Raw genomic sequence first — 22,281 nt, forward strand, 5'->3', positions numbered from 1 at the left:
CAGTCACCCTCGCCGGCGCAAATACCCAGTACCCAGGGTATCGGATATGACGAGTGTTGTTGATTGCCGCAGCGATGTCAACGGCCGCCGCGCTCAACGCACGGCGGGATTGTTGGGTACCGCGTCGTGGATCGGTTGGTCAGGGTCGACCGCGATGCCCAGCGCTTCGGCGGTGCCGACGATCACGCCCATCATGATGGTGGTCAGATGCGCCACGAACTGCTCACGCGGCATGCGGCGCGGGCTGTCGGGTTCGGGGCCCAACCACCACTCGGTTGCCGATGCGGCCGATCCGAACGCCGCGAATGCGGCGAGTTCGAGCGCGGCTCGATTCAGCTCCATCTCGCGCAGCTCGTTGTTGAACATCTCGGCCATGGCCAGCGTGATCTCCCGGCCTTCGTTGAGGGTGCGTACCGTCGCCTCGGACTGCTTTGCCGAGCGGCCCTGAATGAACACCCGCAGCACGTTGGGGTGCTGGTCGACGAGGTTGACGTACTCCTCGACGCTGCGCCGGATAACTTCGCGGGCAGAGTCGGTGGCTAAGTCGAGCGACGGGAAGATCGCCGCCCACAGCATGTCACGCAGTCGCATCCCGATGGCCTCGAGCAAATCGGACTTGTCGGTGAAATGCCGATAGATCTTGGGCTTGGCGGTGCCGGCCTCTTCGGCGATTTGGCGCACACTCAGCTCGGGGCCCAGCCGGTCGATAGCGCGGAACGCCGCGTCGACGATTTCGTTGCGCACCTTCTTGCGGTGCTCACGCCACCGTTCACTGCGGGCGTCGACTTTCACCCCCGGCTTTGCACTGGGGTGGGGTCGGGGGATTCTGACCACATCAAGCACCTTACCGCGTTGCAAGCGCTGACCTGGGCAGACTCGACCCACCGAGCTGAGGGCACCTGCCGGCTCGGCCGCGCGTGTCCTACAGCATGCAGGACACGCAACCCTCGACCTCGGTGCCCTCCAACGCCATCTGCCGCAGCCGGATGTAGTACAGCGTCTTGATCCCCTTGCGCCAGGCGTAAATCTGCGCCTTGTTCACGTCGCGGGTGGTGGCGGTGTCTTTGAAGAACAACGTCAGCGAAAGCCCTTGATCCACATGCTGGGTGGCCGCCGCGTAGGTGTCGATGATCTTCTCGTAACCGATCTCGTAGGCGTCTTCGTAGTACTCCAGGTTGTCGTTGGTCATATACGGCGCCGGGTAGTAGACCCGCCCGATCTTGCCTTCCTTGCGGATCTCGACCTTCGACACGATCGGGTGAATCGACGACGTCGAATGGTTGATGTAGGAAATCGACCCGGTCGGCGGCACCGCCTGCAGGTTCTGGTTGTAGATGCCGTGCGCTTGCACCGATTCCTTGAGCCGGCGCCAATCATCCTGGGTCGGGATGCGGATGCCGGCGTCGGCGAACAGCTGGCGTACCTTCTGGGTTTTCGGCTCCCAAATCTGGTCGGTGTACTTGTCGAAGAATTCCCCGGACGCGTACTTGGACCGCTCGAAACCCTTGAAGTGCGTGCCGCGTTCGATCGCGATGCGGTTGGATGCCCGCAACGCGTGATACAGCACCGTATAGAAGTAGATGTTGGTGAAGTCGATGCCTTCGTCGGATCCGTAGAAGATGCGTTCCCGGGCCAGGTAGCCGTGCAGGTTCATCTGTCCTAGCCCGATCGCGTGGGAGTCGTTGTTGCCCTGCTCGATTGAGGGCACCGACTTGATATGGGTTTGGTCGCTCACCGCGGTCAACGCGCGGATCGCCACCTCGATCGTCTGCGCGAAGTCCGGCGAGTCCATCGTCTTGGCGATGTTCAGCGACCCCAGGTTGCACGAAATGTCTTTGCCCACTTTGGCATACGACAAGTCCTCGTTGAACAATGATGGCGTAGACACTTGCAGGATCTCCGAGCACAGGTTGCTATGCGTGATCTTGCCATCAATTGGATTAGCGCGATTGACGGTGTCTTCGAACATGATATAGGGGTAGCCGGACTCGAACTGCAGCTCGGCCAGCGTCTGGAAGAACTCCCGTGCCTTGATCTTGGTCTTGCGGATGCGCGCGTCATCGACCATTTCGTAGTACTTCTCGGTGACCGAGATGTCAGCGAACGGCACACCGTAGACCCGCTCGACATCGTAGGGCGAGAACAGGTACATGTCATCGTTGCGCTTGGCCAACTCGAAGGTGATGTCGGGGATCACCACCCCCAGACTCAGCGTCTTGATCCGGATCTTCTCGTCGGCGTTCTCACGCTTGGTGTCCAGGAATCGGTAGATGTCGGGGTGATGGGCGTGCAGGTACACCGCGCCGGCACCTTGACGAGCGCCCAGCTGGTTGGCGTAGGAGAACGCATCCTCCAGCAACTTCATGATGGGGATGACGCCCGAGGACTGGTTCTCGATGTTCTTGATCGGCGCGCCGTGCTCGCGAATGTTGGTCAGCAGCAACGCCACTCCCCCGCCACGCTTGGATAGCTGCAGCGCGGAGTTGATCGACCGTCCGATCGACTCCATGTTGTCTTCGATGCGAAGCAAAAAACAGCTCACGGGCTCCCCGCGCTGCTTCTTGCCAGAATTCAAAAACGTCGGTGTGGCGGGCTGGAAGCGGCCGTCGATGATCTCGTCGACCAGCAGCTCGGCAAGTGCGGTATCGCCGGCGGCCAACGTTAGCGCCACCATGACCACGCGGTCCTCGAAGCGCTCCAGATAGCGCTTCCCGTCAAAGGTTTTTAGCGTGTAGGAGGTGTAGTACTTGAACGCACCCAAAAACGTCGGAAACCGGAACTTTTTGGCGTAGGCGCAGTCTAGCAGCGTCTTGACGAAGTTGCGCGAGTACTGGTCGAGAACCTCACGCTCGTAGTAATTCTCGCGGATCAGGTAGTCGAGCTTCTCGTCCTGATTATGGAAGAAGACCGTGTTCTGATTGACATGCTGCAAAAAGTACTGGTGGGCTGCTTCCCGATCCTTGTCGAACTGGATCTTGCCGTCCGCGTCGTACAGGTTCAGCATCGCGTTCAGCGCGTGATAGTCCGTTTCGCCCGGCCCCCCAGAGTAAGAGGCGTGCGCGCCGGAGGCTACAGGCTCTGCAATGACGGTTGGTGGCACGTCTGTTCCTTCCAGAATTCAGCGAGACCGGTGCGGACGGCGGCGACGTCGTCCTCGGTGCCCATCAGTTCGAAGCGGTATAGGTAGGGAACGCTACATTTTCGGGAGACGACGTCGCCGGCGTAGCAGAACTCGGCACCGAAGTTGGTATTGCCGGCAGCGATGACCCCGCGCAGCTGCGCTCGATTGTGGTCGTTGTTCAAGAAGGCAATGACCTGTTTGGGGACGTATCCGCCGGCATCGAGACCCGGGTTGGCCCGGCCGCCACCGTAGGTGGGCAGTATCAGCACGTACGGCTCGTCGACCTCGATCCGGCCATGCAGCGGTATCCGCGTGGCGGGAATACCCAGTTTCTGCACAAAGCGGTGGGTGTTCTCCGACACGCTGGAGAAATAGACCAGGCTGCGCCCCGCGATATCCATGGCACCGCAATCTTCCTTATCTATGTCTGCCGCGCTAGGCGGTCAGCGCTGCCCCGGCGAGCGCCTTGATGCGATCGGGGCGGAAACCCGACCAGTGGTCGTTTCCGGCGACCACGACGGGTGCTTGTAGGTAACCCAGCGCCATCACGTAGTCCCGCGCTTCGGAATCCAGGCTGATATCAACCTTCTGGTAGGCGATGCCCTGCTTGTCCAGCGCCTTGGAGGTGGCACTGCACTGTACGCACGCGGGCTTAGTGTAAACGGTCACGGTCATGGGCGTACCGCTCCTTTGCGGAAATCGGGAATCTGACAGGATCTGGCAACGACTCAAGTAGTGCATCTTCGATATGTTGAGCGGCCCGACAAGGCTCCAGATTCCCGTCATAGCGCGACCACGTCCGTCGACCTGGCGATGCCGATGCCGGGAAGTTCATCGCGCCCCGTGGATCTGGTGAGACCTGGTGAACCTGGGATCTGCCGGTACTCGAAAACACTACACCTAGGGGGTGGCACGGAGAAGAGATACAAGATGTTCTGAATAACATTTTCGAAATTCCCTGGTCGTAAGCCTGGCTCGAGCACCGCGGCGGCGTGTCGCAGATCACCTCAGCCGCCGCCATACCCGTCTGACCCGATATATCACCGGCCACCGACAACGTCGCCGCTAGCTTCCCGCCGAACCGCTACCAGCAAAGCCGATGGAGCCGCTATTGGCTGACCCGCCTCGGCCCAGGGATCAGCCGACCTCAGCGGCCAAGTTGCCGACGGCGTCGCGCACATTCGCCGCCAGCCCGGCGTCGTCCGCGACCGACTTGCCCAGAGTTTGGAACGGCACCGACAGTTTGATCGCATCGACCACCCGCGTGCCAGCGATGCTGAACGACTTGCGAGTCTCGTCGTGCGCCCATACCCCGCCGTAGCGGCCCATGGAGCCGCCGATCACGGCCAACGGCTTGTCCTTCAACGCGCCATCGCCGAATGGCCTGGACAGCCAGTCGATCGCGTTCTTGATCACGGCCGGAATGCTGCCGTTGTATTCCGGCGTGACCACCAAGGCAGCGTGCGCGTCAGACGCGGCCTCCCGCAACGCGCTCACCGGCGCCGGCACCTCCGTCGCTGTGTCGATGTCTTCGTTGTAGAACGGCAGGTCCCCCAGCCCCTCGAACATGGTGACGGTGACGCCGTCCGGAGCGACCTTGGCAGCCAGCTCGGCGATCTGGCGGTTGAACGACGCCGCGCGCAGGCTTCCCACTAAGGCCAAGATTTTGATGTCGGACTTGGTATCTGACACTGCTACGTTCCTTTCCGCTTGTTGGTCCACGTCCTTGCACGAGCCAACCGGACCATGGTCCGATTTATTCCGATCGCGTTACAGTGCAAAGGTGAGCGGCGCCGAGCGGTTGGGTGACTTGCCTGTGTTCGCGAGGCAAGAGCCCGTACCAGAGCGGGGCGACGCGGCACGCAATCGTGCACTCCTGTTGGAGGCGGCGCGCCGCCTGATCGCCCGAAGCGGTGCGGACGCAATCACCATGGACGACGTCGCCGCGGCCGCTGGCGTCGGCAAAGGCACCTTGTTTCGCCGCTTCGGCAGCCGTGCCGGCCTGATGATGGTGTTGCTCGATGAAGACGAGCGAGCCAGTCAGCAGGCCTTCCTGTTCGGCCCGCCACCGCTGGGCCCGGATGCTCCGCCGCTGGACCGCCTGATCGCATTCGGTCGGGAGCGAATGCGCTTCGTCCATGCCCATCACCAGCTGCTGTCGGAAGCCAACCGGGATCCACAAACCCGCCACAGCGCGGCGCTATCGGTACTGCGCACCCATTTGCGGGTACTGCTGGCCTCGGCGCCGACCACCGGCGACCTGGATGCCCAGACCGATGCCCTGCTAGCGCTGCTCGACGTCGACTATGTCGAGCACCAACTCAACGCCGGCGGCCATACCCTGCAAACCCTGGGCGACGCATGGGAGAGCCTGGCGCGAAAACTGTGCGGACGATGATCGATCACTATGCCGACAGCAGCACCGCGATGGATCCTGCACGTAGACCTCGACCAGTTTTTGGCGTCGGTCGAACTGCGCCGCCACCCCGAACTGGCAGGTTTGCCGGTCATCGTCGGCGGCAACGGTGATCCGACCGAACCGCGAAAGGTCGTCACCTGTGCGTCGTATGAGGCCCGTGCCTACGGTGTGCGCGCCGGCATGCCGTTGCGAACCGCCGCCCGACGATGCCCTGAGGCCACCTTCTTGCCGTCGAACCCAGCCGCCTACAACGCGGCGTCCGAGGAGGTGGTGGCGTTATTGCGCGACCTGGGATACCCGGTCGAGGTATGGGGCTGGGACGAGGCTTACCTCGCGGTGGCGCCCGGGACTCCCGACGACCCCATCGAAGTCGCCGAAGAGATCCGAAAAGTCATCTTGTCGCAAACCGGGCTGTCTTGCTCGATAGGTATCAGTGACAACAAGCAGCGCGCCAAGATCGCTACCGGGTTGGCAAAACCAGCTGGCATCTATCAGCTCACCGATGCCAACTGGATGGCCATCATGGGTGACCGTACCGTCGAAGCACTGTGGGGTGTGGGGCCCAAGACTACGAAAAGGCTGGCAAAGCTTGGGATCAACACCGTTTACCAACTTGCACACACCGATTCCGGGCTATTGATGTCCACGTTCGGTCCGCGAACCGCGCTGTGGCTGCTGCTGCTGGCCAAAGGCGGAGGCGATACCGAAGTCAGGGCCCAAGCTTGGGTTCCACGCTCGCGCAGCCACGCCGTCACCTTTCCACGAGACCTCACCTGCCGATCCGAAATGGAATCGGCCGTGACGGAATTGGCGCAGCGAACACTCAACGAGGTGGTGGCTTCGTCGCGAACCGTCACCCGAGTCGCGGTCACCGTGCGCACGGCGACGTTCTACACCCGCACCAAGATCCGAAAGCTGCAAGCTCCCAGCACCGATCCCGACGTCATCACCGCTGCCGCCCGGCACGTTCTTGACCTATTCGAGCTGGATCGGCCCGTCCGGTTGCTGGGAGTGCGGTTAGAACTGGCCTAGAACCGGCGCGCACACCGCACCTGGGCGGCGCGAAGTCTTGACCGCACCGGCCGCTATGGCCCGGGCCGAAGCGCGCGCGTGAAGAACACGTTGACTCGTCGCATCACCAGGGTGTATGGCCACCACGCATATCGCTTGAACGCATACAGCGCCCGGATGTCCGCCGACGTATAGACCAGGTATCTGTTCCTTGTGACCCCGGCCAAAATTTTGTCGGCCGCCTTTTCCGGCGTCACGGCGTGACCACTGAACCGTTCGACCCAGCGGTTGACCCTCGGGTCGTCGCGATCCACTCCGGCGATCTCGACCGTATTGACCAGCGGGGTCTTGACGGCGCCAGGCACCACGACCGACACCCCGATGCCGTGCCGGGCCAGATCGAAGCGCAGCACCTCAGAAAGTCCCCGCAACCCGTACTTGCTAGCGCTATAGGCCGCATGCCACGGCAAGCCAACCAGCCCGGCCGCCGAGGACACATTGACCAGGTGCCCGCCCCGGCCGGCGGCGACCATCGGTGGGACCAAGGTCTCGATGACGTGGATTGGGCCCATGAGATTGATCGCGACCATCCTGCTCCACTGATCGTGCGTGAGCTGGTCAACGGTGCCCCAGGCCGACACACCGGCGATGTTTAGTACCACGTCCATGCTGGGATGACGGGCGTGGATATCGGCCGCGAATGCCGCCACGTCCTGGTAGTCGGAGACGTCCAGAACTCGATGCTCGGGCACCTGAGCGCCGAGTGCACGGGCGTCACACACGGTTTGCGCCAAGCCATCACGGTCGCGGTCGGTCAGATACAGCTCGGCACCTTGCGCCGCGAGGCGCAACGCGGTCGCGCGACCGATGCCACTGGCCGCGCCGGTGACAAAGCACCGCTTACCCGCGAAATACTGTCCGGCTCCCCTCTGCAACATGGTCGTGACGATACCGGCGGTACCGACACCCCCTCCGGTAGGACGATCGATGCGCCCCGATAGCTATGGGGCCTTGCCGCCACCCCAAAGCGCGTTGAGCCACATCTGTTCAAGCACCCGAACCCGGCGAGCTGGGTCACTGTCGGGGCCGACGAGCAAAGCGTCACCGGTCAGCATCAGCGCGGTGGTAGCTGCCAGGGTGCGGACGAGAGTCGGGAGGTCTTCGCTGATCGGATGCGCAGTGCCGGCCTTCACCTCAGCCTCGAAGACGCCGATGGTTTCACGCAACAGCACTTGGAACTGCCGCTCGAGAATATCGCGGATCTCCATGTCGCTCTGGCGTGCCGCATTACAGGCCCGCAGCACCGGGTCGTTGTTCGCGTAAACGGCGGCGACGCTGCCGATCATCCGGTTGACGAACTGCTCGGGTGACTCCCCTGGCTGACGGGCGGAGAAATGCTGGCTGGCTTCTTCGAGTTCTTCGGTGGCCTCGGCCAAGATCTGGGCGAGCACCGAGTATTTGGAATCGAAGTAGAAGTAGAAACCGGAGCGGGCTACCCCTGCGCGAAGGCTGATAGCGCGCACCGACAATTCCGCGAACGGTGTCTCCTCCAGCAGTTCGCGTGCGGCCCGCAGAATCGCCTGGCGATGCCTGTCACCACGCCGTCGCATCGGCGGCGCAGCCTGCTTCTCGTCTGCGGCATGACTGGTCACCTTTTGATCACCCCCTTGACCTTGCACCATGGCGTCTGAAAACGGAACATCGGTAGCCGTCAAATTGACCAGAAGGATAGATTTCAGTTACAGCCACCACCGGTAAGGAGCGCCAATGGCGACGATCCACCCCCCGGCATACCTCCTTGACCAAGCCAAGCGTCGCTTCACGCCGTCGTTCAACAACTTTCCCGGCATGAGTCTTGTCGAACACATGCTGCTGAACACCAAATTCCCGGAGAAGAAACTCGCCGAACCGCCGCCAGGCAGCGGGCTCAAGCCGGTCGTCGGTGACGCGGGGCTGCCGATCCTTGGGCACATGATCGAGATGTTGCGCGGCGGACCGGACTATCTGATGTTCCTGTACAAGACGAAGGGTCCGGTCGTATTCGGCGACTCAGCTGTGCTGCCGGGTGTCGCAGCACTGGGCCCTGACGCGGCGCAGGTCATCTACTCCAACCGCAACAAGGACTACTCGCAGCAGGGCTGGGTGCCCGTGATCGGGCCCTTCTTCCACCGCGGCCTGATGCTGCTCGACTTCGAAGAGCACATGTTCCACCGACGGATCATGCAGGAGGCGTTCGTCCGGTCCAGGCTCGCCGGCTACCTCGAGCAGATGGACAGGGTCGTCTCGCGGGTGGTCGCCGACGACTGGGTCGTCAACGACGCACGCTTCCTTGTCTATCCGGCCATGAAGGCGCTCACGCTTGACATCGCCTCGATGGTCTTCATGGGCCACGAACCCGGCACCGATCACGAACTGGTCACCAAGGTGAACAAGGCGTTCACGATTACCACCCGTGCCGGCAACGCGGTGATCCGCACCAGCGTGCCACCGTTCACCTGGTGGCGAGGACTGCGAGCACGCGAGCTGCTGGAAAACTACTTCACCGCCCGAGTCAAAGAGCGCCGCGAAGCGTCGGGCAACGACCTGCTGACGGTGTTGTGCCAGACCGAAGACGACGACGGCAACCGGTTCTCCGACGCCGACATCGTCAACCACATGATCTTCTTGATGATGGCCGCCCACGATACCTCGACGTCAACGGCCACGACGATGGCCTACCAGCTGGCCGCCCACCCGGAATGGCAGCAGCGCTGCCGCGACGAATCGGACCGGCATGGCGATGGGCCGCTCGACATCGAATCCCTAGAGCAGCTGGAATCGCTCGACCTGGTGATGAACGAGTCGATCCGGTTGGTGACGCCGGTCCAGTGGGCGATGCGGCAGACGGTGCGCGATACCGAACTGCTGGGCTACTACCTACCCAAGGGCACCAACGTGATCGCATACCCAGGGATGAATCATCGCCTGCCGGAAATCTGGACAGACCCGCTGACATTCGACCCGGAACGGTTTACCGAGCCGCGCAACGAGCACAAGCGGCACCGCTATGCGTTCACGCCGTTCGGCGGCGGCGTGCACAAGTGCATCGGGATGGTGTTCGGCCAATTGGAGATAAAGACGATCCTGCACCGGCTGCTGCGCCGCTACCGGCTGGAGCTGTCCCGTCCCGACTACCAGCCCCGCTGGGACTACAGTGCCATGCCGATCCCGATGGACGGGATGCCGATCGTGCTGCGTCCCAGGTAGGCCCTCTTCGGCGGATTCCGCCAATCCACCGGTGCCGCAGATGAAGGTGCCAGTGCGCAGCCCGCACCCACTTTCGACCCGCGGCGGGAGTCGGTCTGGATCAGATCCCGCCGCGGGTCGCGCGAATGGTCAGTGTCGCTATCGTGCGCCGACGGTGCAAGCCCTTTCGACTTCTATGACGACCGTTTGAATTTGGACGTCCCCTGTTGCAGAAAACCCTCGCTGCGGTGGAACCTGGCGATAGCATCTGATGACGGTGTGGAAACCGCGGAATATGGGTGTGCTCCAGCGACGAAAGGCTCAATCGATGAGCGCGACTAAAAGCAAGGGTTTGCGGGCGTTTCAGACACTGGTCGCGGCGCTGGCTGCGGCAGTTGCAGTACTAGCAGCGGGCTGCGCTACCCAGCGCGTTCCCACGGTTCTGCCGGAATCGGAGTTAATTCCTCAAAGCCTCGGTTAGCTGCTCTGCGACCTCGCCGGACGGGTGCAGCGCAACCACGCACATGCAGGAGCAAGAAGGGCGCGACCGATGATCGCAAAAGGCAACAGGCGGATCCGGGTAGGGCAATTGCTGGGCGCAGCACTGGTCGCTGCTTTTGCCCTGACAGCGGTGGGATGCACAATCCAGATGCCTCAGCCACCTCTCCCGCAGCAGGAGTTAAGGCGGTAGGTCCGGCCTCAGGGTAGCTGCTAACTACCCGATGGGGCAGTCACGTCGCCGTCGGGCACGGTGCGGACGAGCGCGGACACACTCATCCGTACTTTGGTGCTTAGAGCCACCAGGAAGCGGCAGCGTCCAGATGGCGGCGGGTGCGGCAACGGGCCAGGCTGTCGTCACCAGAGCCGATCGCTTCGAGAATCCGTACGTGGGCATGTCCCACAGCGACCACGTCGCTCCATGTCGGCAGCGCCTGCTCTGTGCTCGACAAGTGCCGGCGGAACAGCTCGACCAGTATCAGCAGGAACAGATCCAGCACCGTATTGCCGGCCGCTCGCGCCAGTCCGACGTGGAACCGAAACTCCTCGACGGCGGCCGCGCGTACATCGTCGGTGGGGTTATCCAACCTCGGCCGCCCCAGCGTATCGAGGAAGGACGCAACCTCAGGTTCGCTGCGGCGCTTGACAACTTTCGCGACATTGTCGATCTCGATGGCATCCCGGACGCACCGTAGGTCTTCGCGGCTCGGCTTGCGGTACTGCAGATAGAGCGCGATGGTGTCGATGCTGGCTTGTGGCTGGGGGGTGGTGACGACCAACCCGCCGCCGGGTCCGCGGCGCATGTGCGCGATCGCGTGATATTCCAGCAGCCGCACCGCTTCCCGAAGCACCGCGCGGCTCACCTGGTAGCGTTCCAACAGCGCTGTCTCGGTCCCGAAGACCGACCCGACCTGCCAGCCGCTGGCGGCGATATCGTCGCCAATGGTGGCCGCCAACACCTCGGCCAGCTTGCCGCGCGGCGCGCCCAGGATCAGCTGCTGGGCCCGGCGCGGCTCACGCGCCCGGCCCCCGTTGCGGACGGCCGCATCGTTGCCGCGCTGGTGCTGCTGCAGCCAGCCGGCTACCGCCTCAACGTGTCGTTCGCTTAAGGTTTTGGCCCACGCCGAATCACCCGCCGTGACGGCCGCGACGATATCGGAATGTTCGTTGTGCACTTGACCGGCCGCCTCGACGGCCTCACCTGCGGACTGGGTACCTGACTTCTGGACGTATCGCTTGGTCAGCCGCATCAAGATGTCGATAAACAGCTGTAGGACAGGGTTTTTCGATTGCTCCGCGAGCACGCGGTAAAACTGCTCAGGCGGCGGGGGCAAACCGGGCCGCCACCGTTCCTCTGCGCGCAAGACCGCTCGCAGCCTTTCGATGCCGGGTTCGTCGATATGCTCTGCGGCAAGAGAGGCCGCCAAGGGTTCGAGCACCAGACGCGCGCCGAGCAAGTCACCGATGGTGGTGCCCAGGTATTCGAGATAGATGACCACGGCGCGGGTAGCGGGCCCGGCATTGGGCTCGCAGATGAACAGCCCGCCGTTCGGTCCACGACGCATTCTTGCCACCTGATGGTGCTCAACCAGACGCACAGCTTCGCGCAGCACCGATCGACTCACGCAAAAGCGTTGCTGCAAAGCGCTTTCCGAACCCAAGGATGCTCCGATCGGCCAGCCGCGGCGGACGATGTCCGCCTCGATGCGGCGGGCGATCTTCGACGCTCGCTTGTCCGTCCAGACCGCGTCCGGCTCGGTGCTCATTTCAATAGAGTGTACTGTATTGGCTGAGTCAAGGGCGCGAGCAGACGCAGAATCGCCCAAAATCCAAGATTTTGAGGCGATTCTGCGTCTGCTCGCGCAACCGGGCGAGCTGGGCCCTAGCTAATCAGGGGATCACGCGGCATGCCCAGGATCCGCTCGGCAATCTGATTGCGGGTCACCTCCGACGTGCCGCCGGCGATCGCCATGCCACGGGCGCCCATCACCGTTCGGCCAATCACCCTGCCGGGGCCGTCCAGCAACGCAATCTCGGGCCCCCATAGCGCGGCCGCGATGGCGGCGCCCTCGATCATGTGCTCTGCCACTTTGAGCTTGGTGATGTTGCCCTCCGGACCAGGGCCGGCTCCTTCGACGCTGCGAGCGGCACGGCGCAGGTTCAGCAGCCGCAGTGCGTGATCCTCTGCGAGGAAAGCGCCGACTCGAATTGGGGCGCCCGCAAACGCATCTGACCGCCGCTGGACCAATTGCACCAGCTTCGCCGCCATTGCTTCGTAGTACGAGCCACTGCCGCCGATGCTGACCCGCTCGTTGCCCAGCGTTGCCCGCGCCACCGTCCACCCGGAGTTCGGCGCCCCGACAACGTCCTCATCGGGGACGAAGACATCGTTGAAGAACACCTCGTTGAATTCCGAGTCGCCGGTGATCTGCCGCAGCGGCCGCACCTCGACACCGGGGGCCAACATGTCGATGATCACCGTGGTGATGCCAGCGTGTTTGGGGGCATCCGGATCGGTACGCACGGTAGCCAGGCCACGCGCGCAGTACTGCGCTCCGCTGGTCCACACCTTTTGCCCGTTGATCTTCCAGCCGCCCTCCACCCGAGTTGCGCGGGTCTTGACCGAGGCCGCGTCAGACCCCGCGTCAGGTTCGGAGAACAGTTGGCACCATATCTCCTGCTGGCGCAGCGCTTTCTCGACGAATCTTTCAATCTGCCAAGGCGTTCCGTGCTGAATCAGCGTCAAGATCACCCACCCGGTGATCGAGTAATCCGGGCGCTCGATGCCCGCCGCGCTGAACTCTTCCTCGATCACCAACTGCTCCACCGCGCCCGCGGCACGACCCCACGGCCTGGGCCAATGCGGCATCACATAGCCCGTCTCGATCAGCTTGTCGCGCTGTGCATCCTTTTCCAGAGCAGCGATTTCAGCGGCGTCCGAACGGATGCGGGCGCGCAGCTCCTCGGCCTGTGCCGGCAGGTCCAAGCTGATCGCCCGGGTAACGCCAGCCGCGGTGCGCTCGAAAACGTCTCGGACGGGCGCATCACCGCCGAACAATCCCACGGTCACCAGCGCCCGGCGCAGATGCAGATGCGCGTCATGCTCCCAGGTAAAGCCAATACCGCCGTGCACCTGGATGTTGAGCTCGGCATTGCGTGCATAGGCCGGAAACGCCAGGGCCGCAGCGACCGCGGCGGCCAGCCGAAACTGCTCCTCATCCTCTGCTGCCGCACGCGCGGCATCCCAGACCGCGGCGATCGCCGACTCGGCGGCCACCAGCATGTTCGCGCAGTGATGCTTCACCGCTTGAAACGTGGCGATGGTACGGCCGAATTGCTGTCGCACCTTGGCATAGGCCACGGCGCTGTCCACGCAGTCGGCCGCCCCACCGACGGCCTCGGCGGCCAGCAATGTGCGCGCGCGGGCCAAAGCCGATTCATGCGCACCAAGCAGGATGTCGTCGGTCGTCACGCGCACGTTGTCCAGGCGCACGCGGCCACTCCGCCGGGTCGGATCAAAGTTTTCCGGCACATCAACCGAGACGCCCTTGCGGCCGCGTTCCAACACCAGCACGTCGTCACCGGCGGCGACCAACAGCAGCTCGGCAAGCCCGGCGCCCAACACGATTCCCGCCTCACCGTCGGCAACACCGTCGGTAACCTGCACCTGACTATCCAGTCCCACACCCGCCGTCAGGGTTCCGTCAATCAGCGCCGGCAACAGCCGTGCCCGTTGGTCATCAGTACCTTCTTTGGCGACCACCGCTGAGGCGATCACGGTCGGCACAAACAGCCCCGGTGCCACCGCACGACCGAGCTCTTCGATCACCACCACAAGCTCGGACAGGCCATAGCCAGAGCCACCGTGTCGCTCGTCGATATGCAGGCCGAGCCAGCCCAGCTCGGCGAGGTTCTGCCAGAACGGCGGGCGGGCGTCCCCCGCCGCGTCCAGTGATGCACGCGCCGCCCAGCGCACCTTCTGCGAAGTCAAGAACGCGCGAGCCACCCCGGAGAGTTCGCGATGGTCGTCGGTCAATGCAATACCCATCAAGGCCTCCTAGCGGCACTACCGGACCCATATAGCCCCCAGGCGGTATTGGTAAAGAGTATACTAATTGTCTGTCGCCGCCGCGAGACACGGCTTGCTCGGGCACGCCAGCCTGCCCTCGCCAACGATGTCGGCGAGACATGCCAAGCTGAACCGTGCTCCTTCACGACGTGGCCATCACCTCAATGGACGTGGCCGCCACCTCGTCGCGGCTGACCAAGGTCGCGCGCATCGCCGCCCTGTTGCACCGCGCCGCGCCAGACACACAGCTGATCACGATCATCGTGTCGTGGCTCTCCGGCGAGCTGCCGCAACGCCATATCGGTGTCGGGTGGGCGGCATTGCGGTCCCTACCGCCGCCCGCGCCGCAACCGGCGTTGACCGTCACCGGTGTCGACGCCACCCTCGCTAAGATCGGCACTCTATCGGGCAAAGGGTCTCAGGCGCAGCGCGCGGCACTCGTTGCGGAATTGTTCTCCGCCGCAACCGAAGCTGAGCAAACCTTTTTGTTGCGACTGCTCGGCGGTGAACTGCGCCAGGGCGCAAAGGGCGGGATCATGGCCGATGCGGTCGCCCAGGCCGCCGGGCTCCCGGCCGCGACGGTCCAACGCGCCGCGATGCTAGGCGGCAACCTGGCGGCAGCGGCGGCGGCCGGCCTGTCCGGCGCGGCGCTGGACACCTTCACCCTGCGAGTGGGCCGACCGATAGGCCCGATGCTGGCACAGACCGCGACCAGCGTCCATGATGCACTCGAACGTCACGGCGGCACAACCATTTTCGAGGCTAAACTAGACGGCGCGCGAGTGCAGATCCACCGGGCAAACGACCAGGTCAGGATCTACACCCGAAGCCTGGACGACGTCACTGCCCGGCTGCCCGAGGTGGTGGAGGCAACACTGGCACTGCCGGTCCGGGATCTAGTGGCCGACGGCGAGGCGATCGCGCTGTGCCCGGACAACCGGCCGCAGCGCTTCCAGGTCACCGCATCACGGTTCGGCCGATCGGTCGATGTTGCTGGGGCCCGCGCGACGCAGCCACTTTCGGTGTTCTTCTTCGACATCCTGCATCGGGATGGTACCGACTTGCTCGAAGCGCCGACCACCGAGCGGCTGGCCGCCCTGGACGCACTGGTGCCGGCTCGGCACCGCGTGGACCGGCTGATCACGTCCGATCCAACGGACGCGGCCAACTTCCTGGATGCGACGCTGGCCGCCGGCCACGAGGGGGTGATGGCCAAGGCACCGGCCGCTCGTTACCTTGCGGGTCGCCGCGGAGCGGGCTGGCTGAAGGTCAAGCCGGTGCACACACTCGACTTGGTGGTGCTCGCGGTGGAATGGGGCTCGGGACGCCGGCGCGGCAAGCTCTCCAATATTCACCTGGGCGCACGCGATCCGGCTACCGGTGGATTCGTGATGGTGGGCAAGACCTTCAAAGGAATGACCGACGCCATGCTGGACTGGCAGACCACCAGGTTTCACGAGATCGCGGTGGGTCCGACAGACGGCTACGTCGTCCAACTTAGGCCCGAGCAGGTGGTCGAGGTAGCCCTCGACGGCGTGCAAAGGTCGTCGCGCTACCCGGGCGGGCTGGCATTGCGGTTTGCCCGCGTGGTGCGCTACCGCGCCGACAAGGACCCGGCCGAGGCCGACACCATCGATGCCGTGCGCGCGCTCTACTGATCGCACGGCCAGAGTGACTCCTGCGACGGGACACGCCGGCTGGGCGTCGCCAGATTCACGCTCGCCGCCCAAGCGGGCGGGACAAGCAGCTGCAAGGATCAACGGAGATCGCACCCGTGATTGAGGGAGGTGACGGTGGCAGCGCCGACCCCGTCGAATCGGATCGAAGAACGCTCCGGACACGCCAGCTACGTCCGCACCGATGCCGACCTGCCACCCGTGGCCATCCTCGGTCGCTCCCCCATCACGCTTCGGCACAAGATCTTCTTCGTGGCCGTTGCCGTGATCGGCGCTCTCGCCTGGACCGTCGTCGCGTTCTTCCGCAACGAGCCGGTCAACGCGGTCTGGATCGTGGTCGCAGCGGGCTGCACCTACATCATCGGGTTCCGGTTTTATGCGCGGCTGATCGAAATGAAAGTCGTCCGTCCCCGCGACGATCACGCCACCCCGGCCGAAATCCTCGACGACGGCACCGACTACGTGCCCACCGACCGGCGGGTGGTATTCGGACACCACTTCGCCGCCATCGCCGGTGCCGGGCCGCTTGTCGGACCAGTACTGGCCACCCAGATGGGTTACTTACCCAGCAGCATCTGGATTGTCGTCGGCGCGGTGCTGGCCGGATGTGTCCAGGACTACCTGGTGTTGTGGATCTCCGTGCGGCGGCGTGGCCGCTCCCTGGGTCAGATGGTTCGCGACGAACTCGGCGCCACCGCCGGAGTGGCCGCCCTCGTTGGAATCCCGGTCATTATCACCATTGTGATCGCGGTGCTGGCGCTGGTGGTCGTGCGGGCGCTGGCCAAGAGCCCGTGGGGCGTGTTCTCGATCGCCATGACCATCCCCATCGCCATCTTCATGGGCTGCTACTTGCGGTTCATACGTCCCGGGCGGGTGTCGGAAGTTTCATTGATCGGGATCGGACTGCTGCTGCTCGCCGTTGTCTCCGGTGATTGGGTTGCCCATACCTCCTGGGGCGCAGCGTGGTTCAGCTTGTCACCGGTGACACTGTGTTGGCTTCTCATCAGCTATGGCTTCGCAGCCTCGGTGCTGCCGGTGTGGCTGCTGCTCGCGCCACGCGACTACCTGTCAACGTTCATGAAGGTCGGCACCATCGCGTTGCTCGCGATAGGTGTTTGTGCGGCTCACCCGATCATCGAGGCCCCTGCGGTGTCGAAATTCGCCGGTAGCGGCAACGGCCCGGTGTTCGCCGGCTCACTGTTTCCATTCCTGTTCATCACCATCGCGTGCGGGGCGCTGTCTGGATTCCACGCGCTCATCTGCTCGGGCACGACGCCGAAGATGCTGGAGAAGGAAGGCCAGATGCGCGTGATCGGCTACGGCGGCATGATGACCGAGTCCTTCGTCGCCGTCATAGCACTACTCACCGCGGCGATCCTCGACCAGCACCTATACTTCACCCTCAACGCGCCGTCCCTGCATACCCACGACAGCGCAGCCACCGCCGCCAAGTACGTCAACGGGCTCGGTTTGACGGGCTCACCGGTGACCCCAGACCACATCAGCCAGGCCGCCGCCAGCGTCGGCGAACAGACGATCGTGTCGCGCACCGGCGGTGCGCCGACGCTGGCGTTCGGCATGGCGGAGATGCTGCATCGAGTGGTCGGCGGTGTGGGCCTCAAGGCGTTCTGGTATCACTTCGCGATCATGTTTGAGGCTCTGTTCATCCTCACCACCGTCGACGCCGGCACCAGGGCCGCGCGCTTCATGATCTCCGATGCGCTGGGCAACTTTGGCGGTGTGCTGCGCAAACTGCAGAATCCGAGCTGGCGTCCCGGTGCGTGGGCTTGCAGTTTGGTGGTCGTCGCGGCGTGGGGCAGCATCCTGCTGCTCGGTGTGACCGATCCGCTGGGCGGCATCAACACGCTGTTCCCGCTGTTCGGCATTGCCAACCAGTTGCTTGCCGGAATTGCGCTGACCGTCATTACCGTCGTCGTCATCAAGAAGGGGCGACTGAAGTGGGCTTGGATACCGGGTATTCCACTGCTGTGGGATCTGGCGGTCACCCTGACCGCATCGTGGCAGAAGATCTTCTCCGCTGATCCTTCTGTCGGCTACTGGACTCAGCATGCTCACTACACGGCAGCCCAGCACGCAGGCGAGACCGCGTTCGGCTCGGCCACCAACGCCGATGAGATCAACGACGTCGTCCGGAACACATTCGTCCAGGGCACCCTGTCGATCGTCTTCGTGGTGGTCGTCGTGCTGGTTGTTGTCGCCGGAGTCATAGTGGCGCTGAAGACAATTCGCGGCCGCGGCATACCGTTGGCCGAGGACGATCCGGCGCCGTCGACGTTGTTCGCGCCCGCTGGCCTGATTCCTACAGCCGCAGAGCGAAAGTTGCAACGACGTTTGGGCGCGCCGGCCTCGGCTTCCGTCGCGGCGCCCGACTAGCCCTCCCGCTGCAGTGGTACCGGCGCCGCAATCAGACGGCGAGTAGGCGTGGGGCCAACCCGCGATTCGCGGCAGCCGGCGGAGAGGGCGACCAAGAGACGTTATCGGTTCGCTCGGGGACTCATGGCCGCCGGAGTTCCGCCATTGCCGTCCGGTGGACCGCCGATCGGCCACAGTGCATACGGTTGATGCATCCAGAAGTAGGCGACCGCCATTTCGCCCGAGGCAACGAACGCCACAGCGCGGGTAAACAGCCCGGTTGCGATCAGCAGACCTGCCACCAACTCGATGACCCCGGCATACCAGCCGGGCCAGGATCCAAATTCGACGGGTTGAGCCGAGGTGACGGGCCAGCCGAAAAGGATCATCGATCCGTAGCCGGCGAACAGCAGCCCGTATACCAACCGAAAGAGGCTCAGCACAGCCGGCAAACAGCCGGCGAGCCGACGGTCGAGATCTTTCACCATGACACGACGTTACGGGGATCGACCGCGCGAACGCTGGGCGGATTTTGTCTCCCACCGGTGTGTCTACTCACGTGTGGACGCACGAGCCTCCTTTGTGTACATTTGTACATGTACAAATGTACACAAAGGAGGGGTCTTGATCTACCTATACCTCTTGTGCGCGATCTTCGCGGAAGTGGTGGCAACCAGCCTGCTCAAAAGCACGGAAGGGTTCACTCGGTTGTGGCCCACGGTGGGCTGTCTAGTGGGTTATGGCATCGCTTTCGCGCTGCTGGCCTTGTCGATCTCGCACGGCATGCAGACGGACGTCGCCTATGCGCTGTGGTCGGCAATCGGTACGGCCGCCATTGTGCTGGTCGCCGTACTGTTTCTCGGCTCGCCGATATCTGTGATGAAGGTGGTTGGCGTCGGCCTGATTGTCGTCGGCGTGGTCACGTTGAACCTGGCGGGTGCCCATTGACCGCAGGCTCCGACCGCCGTCCACGCGACCCAGCCGGTCGCCGGCAGGCGATCGTCGAGGCGGCCGAGCGCGTGATCGCTCGCCAGGGCCTTGGCGGGCTGAGCCACCGCAGGGTTGCCGCGGAGGCCAATGTACCGGTCGGGTCGACGACCTACTACTTCAATGACCTCGACGCGCTGCGGGAAGCCGCGCTCGCGCACGCCGCAAACGCCTCGGCCGACCTGTTGGCGCAGTGGCGCAGCGACCTCGACAAGGACCGCGACCTGGCCGCGACCCTGGCCCGGCTCACCACCGTCTACCTGGCCGACCAGGACCGCTATCGCACGCTCAACGAGTTGTACATGGCGGCAGCTCATCGACCGGAACTGCAGCGCTTGGCCCGGCTGTGGCCAGATGGTCTACTCGCGCTGCTCGAACCGCGCATCGGTCGACGAGCCGCCAACGCGGTCACCGTGTTTTTCGACGGCGCTACGCTGCACGCGCTTATCACCGGTACCCCGCTGAGCACCGATGAGCTCACCGATGCCATCGCCAGGCTGGTTGCGGACGGCCCGGAACAGCGCGAAGTGGGACAATCTGCCCATGCGGGACGAACCCCCGACTGACACCGCAGCGGCTCCCACCACCGGTGCGGCACCTGAGATTGACACCGCCCGCGAATACGAAGTAACCGCCGAATACCAGTCCTGGCGGGTCGTCTGGGGAAGCGCCGCAGCATTGCTGACGGTCGGCGTCGGGATAGGCGCGGCCATCCTCCTAGGGTGGTTCACGTTAGCGCACCGGCACCCGGACCAGCCTGGGGCGGCCGCGACACCACCCCCTGCGGGGCTAACAACACGGTCCGCGCCCACCGCCGCCCCGCCGTCAACGCTGCAAAGCCCAGACCTGGACAGCGTCTTTCTTGGCAACCTGCACGATCGCGGCATCTCGTTCACCAACCCCGATGCCGCCGTCTACAACGGCAAGATGGTCTGCACCAATCTCGGCGGCGGCATGACCGTGCAGCAGGTGGTCGAGGCATTGCAGAGTAGCAGCCCTGCACTTGGCGACCGGACAACCGCTTACGTGGCCGTCTCGATTCGCACGTATTGTCCGAAGTACGACGCTGTGCTGCCACCGGGATCCTGAGTGGAGCTAAGGGGACTCGAACCCCTGACCCCCACACTGCCAGTGTGGTGCGCTACCAGCTGCGCCATAGCCCCATGAAGTGATGCCCATCGAAGCTACACCACCGCCGGAAAGCGTTCAAAGCCCCAGGTCAGCGAGCCTCACCCGATGACCCGATCGACCACTTCGCGGGCGGTCTGCTGCACCTCGACCAGATGTTGCGGTCCACGGAAGGACTCCGCGTAGATCTTGTAGACGTCCTCGGTGCCCGACGGACGCGCGGCAAACCACGCATTGGCCGTCGTCACCTTCAATCCGCCCAGCGCAGCACCGTTGCCGGGCGCGGTCGTCAGCTTTGCGGTGATCGGCTCACCGGCCAACTCGGTGGCGCTCACCCGGTCGGCCGACAGCCTGGCCAGGCGGGCTTTCTGCTCCCGATCGGCGGGCGCGTCGATCCGCGCATAGCACGGCCCACCGTACTCGCCGGCCAGCGCGTGATATCGCTGCGACGGCGTAGCCCCGGTGACCGCCAGGATCTCGGCGGCCAGCAGCGCCATGATGATGCCGTCCTTGTCGGTGGTCCATACCGATCCGTCCCGTCGCAGAAATGATGCCCCCGCCGATTCCTCGCCGCCGAAGCCCAAGGTGGCGCCGATCAGACCGTCGACGAACCATTTGAATCCGACCGGTACCTCAACGAGTTGACGGCCGATCCCGGCGACCACCCGGTCGATGATCGACGAGCTGACCACCGTCTTGCCCACGGCGATGCCGGCCGGCCAGGACGGGCGGTGGGTGTAGAGATATTCGATGGCCACGGCCAGATAGTGGTTAGGATTCAGCAGCCCTTCGTCAGGGGTGACTATGCCGTGTCGGTCGGCGTCGGCGTCGTTGCCGGTGGCGATCTGGTAGCGCTCCCGGTTGCCGAACATCGTTCGGATGAGCCCAGCCATCGCATCCGGTGAACTGCAGTCCATCCGGATCTTCCCGTCGGTGTCCAGGGTCATGAACCGCCAGGTTGCGTCGACCAGCGGATTGACCACGGTCAGGTCTAGGCCATGCCGGTGGGCGATCTCACCCCAGTAATCCACGCTGGCCCCGCCGAGCGGGTCGGCGCCGATCCGCACCCCGGCCTCGCGAATGGCGGCGATATCGACCACGTTCGGCAGGTCATCGACATAGTGGCCCAGGTAGTCGTGTCGCTGGGCGGTGCGTAACGCGCGGGCCAGCGGCAACCGCTTCACCATCGACCGAGCGAGCAGAATCTCGTTGGCACGCTTGGCTATTGCGGTGGTCGCAGCGGTGTCCGCCGGGCCACCGTTGGGTGGGTTGTACTTGATGCCGCCGTCGGACGGCGGGTTGTGCGACGGCGTCACAACGATCCCGTCGGCCAGCGCTTCGGTCCGGCCGCGGTTGTAGGTCAAGATGGCGTGGCTGATTGCCGGCGTCGGCGTGTAGCGGTCGCGGGAGTCGACGACGGCCACCACCTGATTGGCGGCGAGTACCTCCAGCGCCGATACCCATGCCGGTTCCGAAAGGCCATGGGTGTCACGGCCGATGAACAGCGGCCCGGTGGTCCCCTGGGCGGCGCGGTATTCGACGATAGCCTGGGTGATGGCCAGGATATGTAGTTCGTTGAACGTTCCGGTCAGGGCTGAGCCCCGGTGCCCTGAGGTGCCGAAAGCGACCTGTTGAGCGAGGTCGTCGGGATCGGGTTCGATCGAGTAGTACGCAGTCACCAGATGGGGCAGGTCGACGAGGTCTTCGGGCTGGGCCGGTTGACCGGCTCGTGGGTGGGCCACCATGGCTACCAATTCTGCCCACAGGCCCTACA

The 22,281-nt window shown here is 64.1% G+C and carries 18 protein-coding genes, 1 tRNA gene and 1 pseudogene; 8 read left to right on the top strand and 12 right to left on the bottom strand.

Features of this window, described 5'->3' with window-relative positions:
* Window positions 1-93 precede the first annotated feature (93 nt).
* From MCAN_RS16175 to MCAN_RS16195, 5 genes are all read right to left on the bottom strand, one after another.
* The gene (locus MCAN_RS16175; RefSeq protein WP_003415979.1) at window positions 94-834 is read right to left on the bottom strand and encodes a TetR/AcrR family transcriptional regulator; all 741 of its coding nucleotides are present in this window, start codon (window positions 832-834) and stop codon (window positions 94-96) included.
* A gap of 88 nt (window positions 835-922) precedes the next feature.
* Window positions 923-3,100: a class 1b ribonucleoside-diphosphate reductase subunit alpha gene (nrdE, locus tag MCAN_RS16180; RefSeq protein ID WP_080603733.1), complete on the bottom strand. Its 2,178-nt coding sequence runs from the start codon at window positions 3,098-3,100 to the stop codon at window positions 923-925.
* Window positions 3,070-3,522, bottom strand: a complete 453-nt coding sequence (gene nrdI, locus MCAN_RS16185) for a class Ib ribonucleoside-diphosphate reductase assembly flavoprotein NrdI (protein ID WP_003415981.1) — start codon at window positions 3,520-3,522, stop codon at window positions 3,070-3,072. The genes nrdE and nrdI overlap by 31 nt, the downstream gene beginning before the upstream one ends.
* A gap of 34 nt (window positions 3,523-3,556) precedes the next feature.
* Window positions 3,557-3,796, bottom strand: coding sequence for a redoxin NrdH (nrdH, locus tag MCAN_RS16190; RefSeq protein ID WP_003415982.1), 240 nt, complete (start codon window positions 3,794-3,796; stop codon window positions 3,557-3,559).
* A 462-nt stretch (window positions 3,797-4,258) separates the two neighbouring features.
* Window positions 4,259-4,813: an NAD(P)H-dependent oxidoreductase gene (locus MCAN_RS16195; protein ID WP_003415983.1), complete on the bottom strand. Its 555-nt coding sequence runs from the start codon at window positions 4,811-4,813 to the stop codon at window positions 4,259-4,261.
* Between the two features lie 91 nt (window positions 4,814-4,904).
* On the opposite strand from MCAN_RS16195, the gene MCAN_RS16200 reads away from it, so the two are divergent.
* Window positions 4,905-5,519: a TetR/AcrR family transcriptional regulator gene (locus MCAN_RS16200; protein ID WP_003415984.1), complete on the top strand. Its 615-nt coding sequence runs from the start codon at window positions 4,905-4,907 to the stop codon at window positions 5,517-5,519.
* 9 nt (window positions 5,520-5,528) lie between these two features.
* A complete protein-coding gene (locus tag MCAN_RS16205; RefSeq protein WP_014001558.1) occupies window positions 5,529-6,572 on the top strand; it encodes a DNA polymerase IV in 1,044 nt (347 codons plus the stop codon).
* 53 nt (window positions 6,573-6,625) lie between these two features.
* Here MCAN_RS16205 and MCAN_RS16210 read toward each other — a convergent pair whose 3' ends face one another.
* Both MCAN_RS16210 and MCAN_RS16215 read right to left on the bottom strand, forming a co-directional pair.
* On the bottom strand, window positions 6,626-7,489 hold the full coding sequence (locus MCAN_RS16210) for an SDR family oxidoreductase (RefSeq protein WP_003415986.1): 864 nt from the start codon (window positions 7,487-7,489) through the stop codon (window positions 6,626-6,628).
* A gap of 63 nt (window positions 7,490-7,552) precedes the next feature.
* Complete coding sequence (locus MCAN_RS16215; protein ID WP_014001559.1) at window positions 7,553-8,203, bottom strand: TetR/AcrR family transcriptional regulator; 651 nt, start codon at window positions 8,201-8,203, stop codon at window positions 7,553-7,555.
* A 115-nt stretch (window positions 8,204-8,318) separates the two neighbouring features.
* On the opposite strand from MCAN_RS16215, the gene MCAN_RS16220 reads away from it, so the two are divergent.
* Window positions 8,319-9,797: a cytochrome P450 gene (locus MCAN_RS16220; RefSeq protein ID WP_003415988.1), complete on the top strand. Its 1,479-nt coding sequence runs from the start codon at window positions 8,319-8,321 to the stop codon at window positions 9,795-9,797.
* A gap of 770 nt (window positions 9,798-10,567) precedes the next feature.
* Here the strand turns inward: MCAN_RS16220 and MCAN_RS16225 are convergent.
* Both MCAN_RS16225 and MCAN_RS16230 read right to left on the bottom strand, forming a co-directional pair.
* Complete coding sequence (locus MCAN_RS16225; RefSeq protein ID WP_014001560.1) at window positions 10,568-12,040, bottom strand: FadR/GntR family transcriptional regulator; 1,473 nt, start codon at window positions 12,038-12,040, stop codon at window positions 10,568-10,570.
* A gap of 116 nt (window positions 12,041-12,156) precedes the next feature.
* Entirely contained in the window at window positions 12,157-14,322 is a 2,166-nt protein-coding gene (locus MCAN_RS16230; protein WP_014001561.1) for an acyl-CoA dehydrogenase, read from the bottom strand.
* A 155-nt stretch (window positions 14,323-14,477) separates the two neighbouring features.
* On the opposite strand from MCAN_RS16230, the gene MCAN_RS16235 reads away from it, so the two are divergent.
* Window positions 14,478-16,001, top strand: coding sequence for an ATP-dependent DNA ligase (locus MCAN_RS16235; protein ID WP_014001562.1), 1,524 nt, complete (start codon window positions 14,478-14,480; stop codon window positions 15,999-16,001).
* A gap of 135 nt (window positions 16,002-16,136) precedes the next feature.
* On the top strand, window positions 16,137-18,413 hold the full coding sequence (locus MCAN_RS16240) for a carbon starvation CstA family protein (protein ID WP_014001563.1): 2,277 nt from the start codon (window positions 16,137-16,139) through the stop codon (window positions 18,411-18,413).
* Window positions 18,414-18,535: 122 nt separating this feature from the next.
* On the opposite strand, the pseudogene MCAN_RS16245 reads toward MCAN_RS16240, so the two are convergent.
* Window positions 18,536-18,880 (bottom strand): annotated as a pseudogene (locus MCAN_RS16245) (DoxX family protein); the annotation flags it as partial.
* Window positions 18,881-19,016: 136 nt separating this feature from the next.
* On the opposite strand from MCAN_RS16245, the gene mmr reads away from it, so the two are divergent.
* Genes mmr through MCAN_RS16260 form a run of 3 tightly spaced genes read left to right on the top strand, consistent with a single transcriptional unit; the run spans window position 19,017 to window position 20,468 of the window.
* Window positions 19,017-19,340 (top strand): multidrug efflux SMR transporter Mmr, encoded by a 324-nt coding sequence (gene mmr / locus MCAN_RS16250; protein WP_003415995.1) that lies wholly within the window; start codon window positions 19,017-19,019, stop codon window positions 19,338-19,340.
* Window positions 19,337-19,945 carry a TetR/AcrR family transcriptional regulator gene (locus MCAN_RS16255; RefSeq protein ID WP_003416005.1) on the top strand — a complete coding sequence of 203 codons (609 nt, stop codon included), beginning with the start codon at window positions 19,337-19,339 and terminating at the stop codon, window positions 19,943-19,945. The genes mmr and MCAN_RS16255 overlap by 4 nt, the downstream gene beginning before the upstream one ends.
* Window positions 19,923-20,468: a DUF732 domain-containing protein gene (locus tag MCAN_RS16260; RefSeq protein ID WP_003917120.1), complete on the top strand. Its 546-nt coding sequence runs from the start codon at window positions 19,923-19,925 to the stop codon at window positions 20,466-20,468. Before MCAN_RS16255 ends, MCAN_RS16260 begins: the two co-directional genes overlap by 23 nt.
* Before the next feature lies 1 nt (window position 20,469).
* Here the strand turns inward: MCAN_RS16260 and MCAN_RS16265 are convergent.
* A tRNA-Ala gene (locus tag MCAN_RS16265) sits at window positions 20,470-20,542 on the bottom strand.
* Between the two features lie 66 nt (window positions 20,543-20,608).
* Window positions 20,609-22,252, bottom strand: coding sequence for a phosphoglucomutase (alpha-D-glucose-1,6-bisphosphate-dependent) (gene pgm, locus MCAN_RS16270; protein WP_014001564.1), 1,644 nt, complete (start codon window positions 22,250-22,252; stop codon window positions 20,609-20,611).
* Between the last annotated feature and the right edge of the window lie 29 nt (window positions 22,253-22,281).

It is taken from the genome of Mycobacterium canetti CIPT 140010059 (assembly GCF_000253375.1).
In the GTDB taxonomy this organism is placed as follows: domain Bacteria; phylum Actinomycetota; class Actinomycetes; order Mycobacteriales; family Mycobacteriaceae; genus Mycobacterium; species Mycobacterium tuberculosis.